This window comes from Mesorhizobium sp. M1396, from assembly GCF_040317725.1.
GTDB lineage: Bacteria > Pseudomonadota > Alphaproteobacteria > Rhizobiales > Rhizobiaceae > Mesorhizobium.
Map to the genome: position 1 here is coordinate 25,636 of NZ_JAMYLA010000050.1, position 13,580 is coordinate 39,215.

At 58.6% G+C, this 13,580-nt stretch carries 8 protein-coding genes and 3 pseudogenes; 5 read left to right on the forward strand and 6 right to left on the reverse strand.

Going from position 1 to position 13,580, the window contains the following annotated elements:
- Positions 1–304 precede the first annotated feature (304 nt).
- Positions 305–1,360: a cytochrome-c peroxidase gene (locus tag NKH02_RS26685; protein WP_352811188.1), complete on the reverse strand. Its 1,056-nt coding sequence runs from the start codon at positions 1,358–1,360 to the stop codon at positions 305–307.
- Positions 1,361–2,309: 949 nt separating this feature from the next.
- Here NKH02_RS26685 and NKH02_RS26690 point away from each other — a divergent pair.
- The gene (locus NKH02_RS26690) at positions 2,310–2,663 is read left to right on the forward strand and encodes a hypothetical protein (RefSeq protein ID WP_023737108.1); all 354 of its coding nucleotides are present in this window, start codon (positions 2,310–2,312) and stop codon (positions 2,661–2,663) included.
- A 136-nt stretch (positions 2,664–2,799) separates the two neighbouring features.
- Here NKH02_RS26690 and NKH02_RS26695 read toward each other — a convergent pair whose 3' ends face one another.
- A complete protein-coding gene (locus NKH02_RS26695) occupies positions 2,800–3,768 on the reverse strand; it encodes a glycosyltransferase family 10 domain-containing protein (RefSeq protein WP_352882695.1) in 969 nt (322 codons plus the stop codon).
- 159 nt (positions 3,769–3,927) lie between these two features.
- Positions 3,928–4,559, reverse strand: a pseudogene (locus NKH02_RS26700) (ISL3 family transposase); the annotation flags it as partial.
- A gap of 398 nt (positions 4,560–4,957) precedes the next feature.
- On the opposite strand from NKH02_RS26700, the gene NKH02_RS26705 reads away from it, so the two are divergent.
- A complete protein-coding gene (locus tag NKH02_RS26705; protein WP_023783325.1) occupies positions 4,958–5,428 on the forward strand; it encodes a Ros/MucR family transcriptional regulator in 471 nt (156 codons plus the stop codon).
- 218 nt (positions 5,429–5,646) lie between these two features.
- Here NKH02_RS26705 and NKH02_RS26710 read toward each other — a convergent pair whose 3' ends face one another.
- Positions 5,647–5,859 (reverse strand): cold-shock protein, encoded by a 213-nt coding sequence (locus NKH02_RS26710; protein WP_023679670.1) that lies wholly within the window; start codon positions 5,857–5,859, stop codon positions 5,647–5,649.
- Positions 5,860–6,231: 372 nt separating this feature from the next.
- Between NKH02_RS26710 and NKH02_RS26715 the strand changes: the two genes are divergently transcribed.
- The 3 genes and pseudogenes from NKH02_RS26715 to NKH02_RS26725 all read left to right on the forward strand — a co-directional run.
- A complete protein-coding gene (locus NKH02_RS26715) occupies positions 6,232–6,459 on the forward strand; it encodes a hypothetical protein (protein WP_245260682.1) in 228 nt (75 codons plus the stop codon).
- A gap of 972 nt (positions 6,460–7,431) precedes the next feature.
- Positions 7,432–8,024 (forward strand): annotated as a pseudogene (locus NKH02_RS26720) (M16 family metallopeptidase); the annotation flags it as partial.
- Positions 8,025–8,037: 13 nt separating this feature from the next.
- Positions 8,038–9,345 (forward strand): annotated as a pseudogene (locus tag NKH02_RS26725) (NAD-dependent succinate-semialdehyde dehydrogenase); the annotation flags it as partial.
- Between the two features lie 817 nt (positions 9,346–10,162).
- Here the strand turns inward: NKH02_RS26725 and NKH02_RS26730 are convergent.
- Together NKH02_RS26730 and NKH02_RS26735 are read right to left on the reverse strand one after the other, a co-directional pair.
- Entirely contained in the window at positions 10,163–12,166 is a 2,004-nt protein-coding gene (locus tag NKH02_RS26730) for a class I tRNA ligase family protein (RefSeq protein ID WP_352882697.1), read from the reverse strand.
- 339 nt (positions 12,167–12,505) lie between these two features.
- Positions 12,506–13,285 (reverse strand): phytanoyl-CoA dioxygenase family protein, encoded by a 780-nt coding sequence (locus NKH02_RS26735; RefSeq protein ID WP_352882716.1) that lies wholly within the window; start codon positions 13,283–13,285, stop codon positions 12,506–12,508.
- Positions 13,286–13,580: the final 295 nt, after the last annotated feature.

Sequence of the window (13,580 nt, forward strand, 5' to 3'; positions counted from 1 at the left end):
CACCACGCTATAGTATTGGTCCTTGGGAACATACAGGCCCCGCGCCTCGAACAAATCGTACACACGTCGTTTCTCAACGTAGACTGCTTGGCATGTTCGCTCAGGCGGCGACAATATATGATGCTGCATATGATGCTGCGCGTCTGTCCGCTTCCCCAGTTGATTTGCGCAGACTACGGGCGAGGTTGCAGGTTTCGGGTATTGCTAGCGTGTCCCGCCAATTCGGAGATGGACGTGGCAATTCGTGTGGCCCAAGTAAAAGCCGCAATCATTTTCGATTGCGACGTCCGCAGCCAGTTGGCCCTTATTTTCCTGAGATCTGCGTTACAGGCCGGGGCGTTGTCGCCGTTTCGGAGGGTAAGATGGGATAGGTGACCTCGGGTGCCTCTCCGGTCAGCGAGTTGAGGAAGGCAACAAGCAGATCAACTTCTTCGTCCGCCAGTACTACGCCAAGCTGGGTGGTCCCCATAATAGCGACGGCCTGTTTCAGATCCCAAACCTTGCCCGAATGAAAGTATGGCGCGGTGAGTGCAACGTTGCGCAGCGGCGCCACGCGGAAAACATAGTAGTCATCGGCTGCATTGGTGACCGCGAATCGGCCCTCGTCTTTGTCCGGCAGGACCTCGGCGCTGGGCTGTTCCACGAGGCCAAAGGGGAAATAGGCTTGCCCACCAACGTTGATGCCGGCATGGCAGGACGAGCAGCCTTTGTCCATGAAAAGCGCCAGGCCCTGTTTCTGTTCGGAAGTCATGGCAAGCTCATCACCATTCAGGAAGCTGTCGAACGGGGCCGGTGTGACCAGTGTCGCCTCGAAGGCTTCGATCGCCTTGGCGAAGTTGTCGAAGGTGACCCGATCGGCTTCAGCCGGAAAAGCTGCATCGAACCACTCGACATATTGCGGCATGGACTTGAGCGTGGCGATGACTTGGTCCGGTGTATTGGCCATTTCGATGCCAGCTTGGACCGGTCCCTTCGCCTGAGCCTTCAGGTCTGCGGCACGACCATCCCAGAACTGAGCGATGTTGAAGACAGCGTTCAGTACAGTCGGCGCGTTGCGCTGTCCCTTCTGCCAACCATGGCCGATCGAGGTTTCGTGATTGTCGTCGCCGCCGGTTGCCAGGTTGTGGCACGAGTTGCACGACAAGACGCCTGACGCCGAGACGCGTGGATCGAAGAACAGTGCCTTGCCGAGAGCGATCTTTTCCGGGGTGATCGGGTTGTTGGCGACTGTCGGCGTGGTGGATGGCAAAGCCCTGAAGGTGGCCAATGCCGTATCTCTGAGGTCGGTGGGGATCGAATCCGCAGCAAAGGCGGTGGGTGCCAGCAAGGTGACAGCCATCGTTCTGAATAGGATTTTCATAAATGGTCTTCCTGCGTCGTGCACGCAGCCACTATGCGATCTGCGGCTCATGAACGCCCTGAGCTAGATCAGTTGAGGGAGAGGATCGGGGTCTGGCACCTGTTTTCGCGGCTGAGCTGGGACCCTCTTGGAAGTGATCGCTCTTCTCGATTGGACTTCAGGGAGGAGGAGTATCCCTGCTCGGCAACCGTTTGTATGCATCAAAGCACGCCCTGGGGGCGGCTTCGTAGATTCGGTCACTGCGATCTTCCCGCCATCGTTGAGAAAGTCGATAGCATCCGCAAGACTGGCAATCACTTGCACGATGTGCGCTGCACGCCTTGCGAAAAGTGAGCTTCTGAAACCTCAGGGTTCATTCGTTCCTCCTGACCGGCTGATTGCGTGAATCGACCTTATCGACACCCGCCGACTGCGATGTCACCAGCGATGGCGGTTTCAATACCTAAGCAGCGACGGTCTATGCGACAGTATGGATGTCCTATCGGAATAGCCGGTCCGCCTTGTCGATCGTCACACCGGCATATAGCTCCGCTTCTACGAACATCCCATCACGCGAGGAAAGACATGGCCAATACGCGCAGTATCGCCAATCTAGCCCTGGTGCCGGCGCGGCGCTTGAGCAGGTCCACCGGCTGTAACTGCCTCACACCTCGATCCACAGATCCTAGGCGATGACCACCTTGTCGTCATCATTTGACGGGCGCGGGGCATTGGCCCATAAGCGAGCCACCGCAAACTGTGCGGTTGCCAATGCGTAATGATGTGAATTGGAATGATCTTCGGTTTGCGAAACACGCACGTCCGACGCAGCTTGCGTTGACAGAGACGGTTTTACGCGCAATAGCACTTCCGCCGGCCTATTTTTGTGGAGTTCAATTGTGGTTCGGCGAAGGGCGCTGGGCGCCGGACCGGCCCCGTGTAAACCTTATCAAAGAGAGAGAGACCCTGCATGGAAGAATTCTTACCGCGCATCGCCACTGGTGCCGGCATCGGCCCGGCTCTCGCAGAGAAGGGCGTTGGGTTAATGCTGGGTTTCCTGCAAAGCCACGCGGCCGACGGTCCCGTTGCGCGCATGATCGAGGCCATTCCGGGAGCTTCGGAATTAGTAGCGAAGTATCATGGCGACGACCCAGAGGGTGGCGGCCTTATGGGGCTCGGCCAGCAATTGATGAGTGAGGGTCTCAGCATGGCAAAGATCGCCGGCCTCGCCAACGAGACGATCGCCTGCGCCAAGGAACATGCCGGCGACGAACTCGTGGACGAGGTCCTCAATTCCGTTCCTGGCCTTCCCCAGTTCGTCTGATCAGCGGCAGCCGGGGGCGCATGACCTCGTGCGCCCGTGCCGGCCGTCTGCGCAGCAGACATTCTCCGCCGAGCGTTCCGTACCGATCTCGCCAGACCACCAACCGCCGGGCACGCGAAGCGAGCGTTGGAGTACTTCATTCGTCCATTGCAAAATCGACTTCAGGCGAATCGATGTGTATAATTTCCGGCGGTAAGGGTTTATCCTGAACGCTTTCGATGAAGCCCGCGAGATAAGCAAACGTATTGTATTTCTCGAGCACCAACCGCTTCGCCTCTCTTATTGCGCCGCGACGTTCCTTCCAGAGGTCCGAGTCGATGATTTCTTGAATTTTTGGGATTACGTTCTTGTCCTCTGGGTCAATCAGAACCATAGAGTCCGAAGGGAAGAACCTCGTGATTGCCGGGCTGCCGTAATAGATCGGCATTGTTTCAGCAACGAAGCAGTCCATAAGCTTCTCTGTAAAATAGTAATCAGCACGAGTATTCTCGAACGCTATACTGTAACGGTAGGGTGCGAGTGCGTTCCATTTATCTCCAATCAGCCGAAAACCTCGGCCGAACAGGTCAAAATCGACCTCCTTTCTCAGCCGCTCCAGAAACGCCAGCCGATATCGATGTCCTTTAAGCAGGGCGATGTCACTGGTAATCCATGAGAGCCGAAGCGGCTTATCCACGACTTCGCTGACCAGAAGTTGGTCATATGTCTTGTTTACAGACCAAGACCGAGTGATAGGTGGAGACAAAACGAATCGGCGCGCTGCATTCTGCCGAGCAGCCAGCTCTGTGTCACACGTCAGGACGATAGTATTTTTCCCCTGCCCTTCATGAAACGCGCGATGAGCTTTCGTCGGCGGTTCGCCGATTGCAAAAATTGTCCTGTTTGGGCTCGCCTCGATATCAACAGGGAGCCCAAAAAGAGAAGCAGAGTTAAAGACGATATGCCAATCGGGCACGAAGGATGTCGTGCGAACAAAAGCGACATTGTTCCAGATTCCACTGCCCTTTGGAGTGAGATGGTGGATTGCATCATCCAAAACGCCCCAAGAATCTAGACATGTAGCAACAATGGGCGCCGGGCGTTCCGTCAACAATTTGGCCGACAAAGCAGTTCCCCTCCCTCACTCGTGAAGGTACTCAATGGCCATTCCGGATTGCGGTAACGTTGGGCAGCATAAACCTTCCGGGACCCGCTGTCGAGGCAATTGTCGCTTTGCACTTGACCAGGTTCTTCCTCGCTTTGTGCGGTGATCAGGCCGGCTGAGTGGCAGCATGCGTGCCCTAAGGAGTTCGCAGCCCGCTCTGCCTACATCGTACGTTTAATCGTCTTCAGGCGGTTGATCAGCCCTTTCGCCTGGCCGTTGCTCCGCGGTAGTTCAATGGCATCGCGAACGGCGTCAACGTCACGGCGTAGGACCAGACCGAAACGCGTGATGGCGACGAGCCCGGAGTTGACGCCACGTCGATCGAAGTGTCGAGCTTGCCGAATTCACAGGCCCCGCAAAATGCCGCGGAAGCGCATGGCAAGCCTGCGCATAGTGGCAAACTCATGTGATCCCTGCTTCAGGACGTCGACCTTTGTGGCCTGGTTGATCGTCAGCACATCCCGAGCTTCGTGCAGAGGGCCGGGGCGACTACCGGCGAGATCACACGGCCGGTCGCGGGATTCCGTATGGGACAGCGTCGCTGGCTGGTTGACGCGTATGATTGAAGCAGGCGACGCACTGTCCTTGCCCGGCCTCTCGGCACGGCGCCAGCTTGCGAGAAGCCGCTCCAGATTCGAGAAGCTGCCCGTGTCGCCGCGCTGTTCGATATCGTGGAACAGGTGTCGTCCGCAACGATTGCCGTCTCTCGAAGACCGGCTAAGAAACGCCTCGAAATACATTGATGTCCTTGGTTACCAGCGGCGGTTCCCAGCCCCTTGGAAGAGCGGCTCACCGGGCGATGAACTTACATTTGGCCATTGCCAATGAACGTCCATCGTCCTGACGCCCACCAGCAAGCGATCACGATCCCTCGATTTCACAGTCCAAAGAAGTAAAGCGGGACACAAATAGCGCGCTTAGCCTCGACTACTAGCAACTTCGGCGCAAAGTTACAGCCGGGACGCGCCACGCACCACGGCAGGGTCGCCAACAACGAGTGGCTCAGCGGTCACGACGGGAAATATGGCGCATCGATGTCGCTTCTGGACGAGCATTGGCAATAACGCTGTCGAGACGTTGTTGCTTTCAGCGGCAACCGGCCCTATGAAGCGACGCTTCGCTGACTATGTTTCACCGCCTGGAGAGTTTCATGACAGAAGAAGCCGGAAAAAACGTCGACACCCTCATTGAGCTTGCCGCCGATGTCGTGTCGGCCTATGTCTCCAACAATCCGATCCCGGTGGGGGATCTCCCTGCCCTCATCGGCCAAGTGCATGCGGCTCTGAGAGCGACGGCCGGAGGTGTCTCTGCGCAAGAGCCGGTCGCCCTTACGCCTGCAGTCCCGATCAGGAAATCGGTGACACCGGACTACATCATCTCCCTTGAGGACGGGAAGAAATTCAAATCGCTAAAGCGCCATCTGTCGACCCACTATGGGCTGACGCCGGATGGATATCGGGCCAAATGGGGCCTGCCGGCGGATTATCCCATGGTCGCGCCGAACTACGCCGCGGCGCGCTCGACATTGGCCAAGACGATGGGGCTCGGCCGCAAACCGAAGGCGCCGGAAGCGCCGGAGCCTGCGCCGACGAAGCGAACCCGCAAGAAGGTCGCGGCTTGATTTCGGCAATCGAGATTCGTTCTGGAGCGTTGCAGCCATCGGCTTAATCTGCGCGTCATATAAAAAGGCGGGGCCAACCCCGCCTTCCTTTCAAACAACCTTGTTTCATGAGGAATTCGCGACGCCTGCAGCAATCTGCTGCCCTCAGTTTTTGCTCGTCCCATCGAGCGGCCGTGAGGACTTATGTGCTTACTCTTGCCAGGACGCAGGAGAAAATTTCAACCAGCTTTGCTGAGGCTGCCAGCGGAGGACTTGCCCGTGCGGCGATCCTGCTCGATCTCATAGTTGATCTTCTGGCCGTCAGCGAGGGTCGAGAGGCCCGCGCGTTCGACAGCGGAAATGTGGACGAAAACATCCGGACCGCCATTGTCGGGCTGGATAAATCCAAACCCCTTGGTGCTGTTGAACCACTTTACCGTTCCAGTCGGCATATACTTGTTCCTTCTTTTACAATGCAACGTGGGCAGGCCATTAGGCCTGTCCGAGTCATAGCCGAGAGTTGGGCGCAGCAAAAAGCGAAAAATTGTTAAGCCCCGATCAGCTGGCGCACTCCATTGTGGGCGTAGCCGCCAGCAAGCACTGTCCTACACTACCGCTCGAGCGTGGCCGGAAGCGCCCAATTTCTTCCAACGCTCCTCAGCGCCACGTCGATGGCTCGTGTTTGGAGGCACGGGACGTAAGGCCGACCGCTGCTCGTGCCGCAGGTCAAAGGCCGGGTAGTTCACGGAACTGCCTTCGAGCATAACGGCTTGGCAAGCGCATGAAGGAGTTTCGATTTGGATTGTTTCAAGAGGGTCGAGGGGTTGATCGATGCGACCAGCGTGGAAGCGATCGATAGCGCGCGCGTTTTGCTGGACCAGTTCAAGGGCAAGTCAGAAACAATCGCCCAAGCGATTGACGACTTTCTGCTTGATTTCATGACCTTGCTGTTTGTGGTAGAAGCCACCCGCGAGCAGTTCCACAATCCGGCGAGGCGGTTAGCGCGCATCAGATTGAGCAAGGTCAGGCTGTTACTCACGCGATGCTCTTGACCTAAGCGACCACTCCGCCAGGCATGCATTTGCAGCCGAGCGCACCAGGCGGTATTTTACGCACATGAAATCAATCGCGACCGCTAAATTCTGCTGTTTGGTGCCCAGGGACGACGGCAAGCGCGGACAGCTTCCGTGCTGCTGTCCTGCAGCGGCAAATGTGCTGCATGCCCCCATCCAAGGCGAGCTCGAAGTTTGTTTCTTACGTTGACCAAGGTCCCCGCGAAAACACTCCCCTTCCCGCAGCAACTCACCAAGTTCAACGGCCTCGCGGCAGGCCATCACGCCAGAAGAGAGCAACGGCATCGTTTTTCCCGCCCAGTCCTACGACCTCGTTTTCCAGCGCCTCGCGAATGTCGCCATCCCGCCGTTTTTTTCAGGTCCGTCTTCGCGCGCGAGCTGGGTCCGCGCCCACTTAGCTACGCTGCTCACGCCTCTACCCTTCAGCACCGCCCGGTCTGACTGTCGAGGACATCGGTCCGCTGGAGCGACAACATTTCAATTCTGACCGTCGGTGCAGCGGCCTTCGAAGCGCATCCTGTACCCCTCCCCGGCAGCGCGCCTAATTGTCTTCCGAAGGAAGAAAATACTCTCAGCCGTGCTCGCGTCGCCTTCAGCCCTGTTCAATCGCCCACAATGTCGGATGCGCAACATGGCAGAGCCCGATTTGTCAACAGCCTCCAATGGTTTTCTGATCTGGCACGGTGCATGCCCGGTCGTCCGCAAGACGTCGCGGACCAAGGAAAATCCCTCCAATGACCACCTCCCCAAGAACACCGCCGCAGGTCTCCTGGGTCCATCCGAAGGTGAGGCTCGAGTGAGCCCTGGGCCCATGATTCATCTGGCTCGGCGCTGCCCGCCGATCCTCCCACGGGAAGGCGAAGACGCAGCGCGTTCATCAAAATGAGGAACAAATCACTTTTGCCTCGAACCCTTTGCCTTGCCAAACGGAGCCATCGATCGCCCCCCTAGCTGCGCAAGGCGTTTACTGCCACCGCCCTGGCCCTGGTGACGACCGCTCCTGCTCTGGCCGCCACCGACGGCGGCAAGATCGCGGATTTCCTGCTCGGCAATGGCATGGGTCGACATCCCCGATCACCGCGCGCCAATCGTCACTCATATAGTCTGGTACAAGGTCGGCAGCGCGGACGAGCACCCGGCAAATCCGGACTTGCCCATTTCCTCGAGCGTCTGATCTTCAAAGCGACCACCAACCGCACCGACAGCGAGTTCACCGAGCCGTCTAAGTGAGTGGCGGCTACAATAACGCCCTCACCGCCTATGGCTCGTTTTGGGCGAGATGATGGGCTTCGAGGCCGATCGCATGTTCAACCTCATCCTCAACGAGGATGATATCAAGACCGAGCGAAATGTGATCCTGGAGGAGCGCCGTTGGCGCAGAGAGACGAACCCGCAGGTCTGCTGGACGAGGAGGTCAACGCGACATTGCGGCGAACCAGCCCTACCGCATTCCGGTCAACGGCTGGATGCAGGAGATGGAGAAGCTGAACGGCACCGACGCATTCACGATCTACAACAAATATTGCCGACCGAACGACGCGGTGGCCGGCACGTAGAACCAGGCGCTGGCCAGACAAGGCCTATGTCGCGCAGCCTGGATGGGCAGGGTTTACCGCCCGTGAGCGCAGCGACGTTCTATGGCGATGGTATCAGTTGATCATCGACCACGCCGACGATCTCGCTGCAATTCTCACCGCGGAGATGGGCAAGCCGCTTGCAGAGGCCAAATCGGAGCTATCGCATGCTGCGGCGTATCTGCAATGGTACGCCGAGGAGGCAAATCGCGTCTATGGCGAGACGATCTCCGCACCATCGACGGACCGCCGAATGTTGGTGATCAAGCAGCCCATCGGGGTCGTCGGCACGATAACGCCATGGAATTTCCCAGCCTCGATGGTGGCGCGCAAAATCTCGCCAGCCTTGGCAGCGGGCTGCACGATCGTCCTCAAGCCCGCTGAACAGACGCCGCTCGTGGCTGGAGCAATGTTCGCCCTCGCCCATCAGGCAGGCTTTCCCGAAGGCGTCGTCAACCTGATCTATGCATCCGAAGGTGACGCCGTCGGCCGCGAACTTTGCACAAATCCCAAGGTCCGCAAGATCAGCTTCACCGGGTCTACGGAGATCGGGCGCCTACTCATGCGCCAGTGCTCGGACCAGATCAAAAAAGTCAGCCTAGAGCTCGGCGGCAATGCACCTTTCATCGTGTTCGATGATGCGGATGTCGATGCCGCAGTTGACGGTGCGATCCAGGCGAAGTACCGCAATGCCGGCCAGACCTGCGTTTCAGCGAACCGCCTTTACGTCCAGTCGGGCGTTCACGACGAGTTCGTCGAGAAATTCGTGGAACGGGCTCGCCAACTTCAAGTTGGTGACGGTTTCGCGCCCGGAGTGGACATCGGACCCCTCATCGACAAGCAGGCTTTGGCCAAGATTGAATCCCATATTGCCGATGCCGTAACTAAAGGCGGCGCAATTCGATGCGGGGGCAAACGCCTCGGCACGAATGGCACGTTTTTCCAACCAACGGTCCTGACCGGTGTCACCAGCGAGATGACCGTCGCGCGAGAAGAGACATTCGGGCCGCTCGCACCGATTATTCGCTTCAAAGATGCGGATCAGGTCGTCCGTGATGCCAATGAAACGATCTACGGCCTCGCGGCCTATTTTTATGCCTCGAACCTGAAGCGTGTCTGGCGTGTCGCCGAGGCCTTGGAATATGGAATGGTCGGGGTAAATACCGGCCGGATGTCTTCGGAAGCGGCGCCGTTCGGTGGGATAAAACAGTCCGGCATCGGTCGTGAGGGATCCCGCCATGGCCTCGAGGACTACCTCGAGATGAAATACCTCTGCATGGGCGGCATCTGAAGCATCGGCTTGCAGGGTTCACAGACGGGTTACCTAGCGAGCGATCTCCAAACATGTGAATTGTAGAATCGCTCCTCGATTGGGAACTGAGGGGCGGTCCGCACCCGAGCAAACACCGAATCCTGAGGAGCCCCCTAAAATAGCTGGATGTATCTCTCGACGAGACAAGCGTCTGCATTTTCGGCGAAGACGGCGCGCATGCGACGGAGGATACGCTTGCGATTTGGCGGCCCTCGCCGACTACCCTCAGGCGACGGGCTGTCGTTGCGCGGGTCTGGTTGGAAGCTTGTCACCAAGCCATCGTCAACGCTGATTGAGCAATATCCGGCGTCAGGGGCAGAATTTGGACCTGCTACATTCCGATATCAGTAGCTCAGCTGTTCTTCGGCTGACTGCCGCGCCGGTACACGCTCGGACAGAACCGAAGGTACCATCACGCGGCATTCGCATCCACATTGGTGATCGGCGCACGGTCCAGGGCGCGCCAGCTTGACCAAGCGGGTCGAACCGCATTACAGCCTTGACCGGCTGGAGGACGGAAATCCCGATGCCGAAGAGGTTGGTCAGCCCAGTCGAGCCCACACGGCATTTTCGGCACGAACAGCAAGGGCTGGGAAGCGATCGGCCGAGCGGTCCTCGAAGGCGCGGGCCAGGGTTGTTTGACGACGCGTTGGTTCAGGTCCGCTAATCTAGTCTCTACCGTTTCAGAGCGGCTTCCCTCGCCAGTGACAGCGAGTCAAGATTTTTGGCGTCGTCGGCTTTGATTGCCGCGCAGATCTGGTCGAGATGGGGACAGCTCACTGGTGCACCTTTCGGCTCATAGTGTTTCCTCGTCATCGAGATGAGGATTGCCGGATTTGGCGTAGAACACCAACACGGGTCCGAGGTCAAAGCGCGTCCCGGGCGCAAGGCGATGGACGGACCGGGGCCATGTTTCGGTTGAGGCGCCATCGATGCCTCGCGCCAGCGTTCTGGCGAAGCGGGGCATCAGCGGAGCGAGTGTCGGTGCCAGGATCGCAGCGGCCGTCGCCTGAAGGGCTAGCGAAGTCCGATTGCGGGCGGGATAGAAACGTCGCGCCGCCGCAAAGTCTCGCGCCCCGCGGTAGATCACGCAATCGCGCACGAATTCGCAGACCTGAGTGGCCGCGCGCCGAACCGAGAAGCCTTCGTCCGAATAGGCGCGCTCCATCGCAGCACGATAGATCTCTATGCGAGCAAAGAAGGCGCGGTCGGCCGGGCTCCAGTCGCCTGCATCGGGTACACGGCCGGCAAAATCGTGCTTGATTTCCTGGTTCAACGCCTCAAGCCAGTTCAGCCAGATGCTTTGGAACACCTCTTTCTCGGTGCGGCGCAGCGCGTCCAGCGTGAAATCCGTCCGCTCACCTTCCGGGCGTGTCAGGCCCAAATGAAGGCGCACGACGTCGACTGTCTTTGGGCTCAGAACCTCCTTGCCCCAGACCGCATGGCGGCAGCTGGTTGAGAACTTCTTGCCGTTGAGCAGGTAGAACTCGTTGACGTGATAACCGATGCGTGGCGTCCAGTGGGGGAAGACCTCGGCGTAAAGAGCGGGGTAGAGTAGGGCGTGGTAGAACGAATTGTCGAAGCCGAAGAAATGGACAATCTGCCAGTCGTTGCCGGGCATCTCCGCCTTCCAGTCGCGACCCATCGAGCGGCCGAGCGCCTGGATGTTGTACAGAAAACCGAATGCCATCTCCGGCCACACCCAGATCACTTGCCCCGGGAACCCCTCGGCCGGCAGGCCCCAGTCCGAGGGGTGGGTAATGGGCACTGAAAAGTCGCCGCGTTGGCGAAGGCGCGCGAAGAGATCCAAGATCCGTAGCGGGACGCCCGACGCCCTTAGATGCCGGTCGATATTGTCGTAGCATTGGTCCATGGCAAGTTCCGGACGGCTGAGGGAGCCGACCACCGGCGCCTCGGCAGACTGCCGTGATTGGGCTGCACGCAGGTCGTGGCAAAGGTTTGGGGCGCCGCATTCCTCGCAGATGTTGCCACCCGCGGACCCGCCGCAATCGGGGCAGAGGCCGCTAACATCCGGTTCGTAAAGATAACGGCCTGTCACGGCATCGAAAAGCGCAGGGCTCTGGCGTAGATCTATCGCCGTGCTGCTCAGAAGACTGCGGAAACAGGCGGCTTGAAACTCGCCGTAACCGTCATCGCCCATTGTGGCTTGGAAGCTGTGGACCTCACAATCGAGAAGTGCAAGCGTGGCGCGAATCTCGTCGGCGTAGTAGCGCGCCACGTTTGCAGGAGTCGATTGATCGGCATCGGCGCGTGTCGCGACGTAGCTCTGGTAATCGTCGCTTCCGGTCAGGTGATAGGCCTCGACTCCTTTCATGCGCAGGAAACGAGTATAGACGTCAGCGCCGAAATAGGGACCAGAAAGATGCCCCAGATGCAGATCGCCATTTGGCGTTGGCGGCGTGGAGAAGACGAAGATTGGGCCGCGTGGGGTCGTGGTCTTTGCAGCGGCATGAAGGGCGGCCTCGCCGTCTCGCCAATAGACAGCGACGAAATCTATGTCTTTGTTTCCATCATTGCGCAGCACATGCGCTTCAAAAGGGTGAAACAGAACGACATCGCCCGCCTCGACCGAGATTTTCCCCCGGTCGGTGGTGACCTTGCCCGCACCAGACAGGACCACGAAGGCCTCGATTTCGTCGTGCCGATGGGGCTCGGATGTGACGCCGGATCCAACCTTTCCGAATGAAAACCCCGTGCGAGCGCTTCCCGTTCCAAGCGTGGCCATGTCGATACCGAACGCCCGCGACAGTTCCGTTCGAGAAAACGTGTATTTGCGCATGACAACGAACCTAAGCTGTTGAAGAGTGGGACGGACCTTCGGCTGCCAACGCAACAGCCTCAGGTGCACTTCGTGGAGAGAAACGGCAGCCCGACCCGTTGGCGGCCCGGCCAGGATAGTGCAGCTCTGGGCCGGCAAGCGGGCGACCAAGGGGGGGCACTCGTCGGGCTGTAGGCGCACAGAAGACCGCCTGCGACCACCTCCGCAATCCACGTGCCAAAGCGTCGTAACGGGCTGCGGTCGATGCTCCGCGAGCCGCAAATCAGAACGCGATACTCCCCGCGCATTCTTGAGCGGTCGATCAGTTTCGTGTGCATGCCTCCGCCTGGCTGCGTGAGCTCAATCGCGATAGAAAATGCCATTTGGGGGCTTGAGATTGTCGAGATCGGCCACTTTACCTTCGGGCGGGTTAAGGGCGCGCTTAAGCACATTATATTCAGCGCGGGTCGGCCCGCCGGTTGAAGCACGCTGGAACACCAAATAGAGTGTCCGCCGAGAACGATTGCTTTTGTTCGGTCGTGAGTAGTGCGGTGCGTAATCGTCGAAGATGAAGATGTCGCCAGCCTTCCATACTACGGGTTCCCAGGAGAACACTTCGGCAACTTGAGGATCGATCACCCCACCGGCGTCCATGGGAAACACCCCCTTCTTGTGGTTGCCGGGGCTGAAGAAAAGCCCGCCGTTTTCCTCGTCGGAGTCGTCGATGCCTATGGCGACCACCGCATGGACCATCCGGTCCGGGAGTTTGTGTGGAATGTGATAAATGTCCTGATGCGGGAGATAGCCGCCGCTGTCGGGGTAGTGGAAAATCAGCAGCTCCTTGAGCCTGCGCGAATCTTCGCCAAGCAACTCCTCGACCGCTGACTTTATGCGCTGATCTTCTAAGAGCAAACGACGCAATGGATCATGGAAGTCGAGAAAATTCTCCATCTTGGAGGTGATCTTTCGATTGTCCGTCGTCTTCTCGAACCACATGAGCCATTTGTCGTCGCTGACATCCCAGCGTGACATATCTTTGACAAAGGTAGAGATATCTTCCTGAGCCGCTGGAGCGAAGAACCTTTCGAGCCTGACGTATCCGTCCTTCTGCCACTTTTCTCTTTGTGCATCAGTCAACATGCGAAAAGCCTCCTCTTGGGTTTGGTTGGACATACCAATTAGAGCGGTCGGGCGCTGATCAAGTTGCGGGTCCACGGAGACGGACTCACGTGGTGAGGGAGGCGATGCTAAGTGCGTTCCGCTCCGGCGGGTATGTCCGCAGAAGCTCGGCGCGAGACTGCCTATGTCAGGCTCAGCCGGGTCCAGGGGTTCCGTAAACTGGGCCGGATCAATCGCTTCACCCGGTTCAACCACGACACGCATCGCCAAAGGCCGGCACCATCCGCTACCTGCCGACCCAGCCATGGCCGCCAAG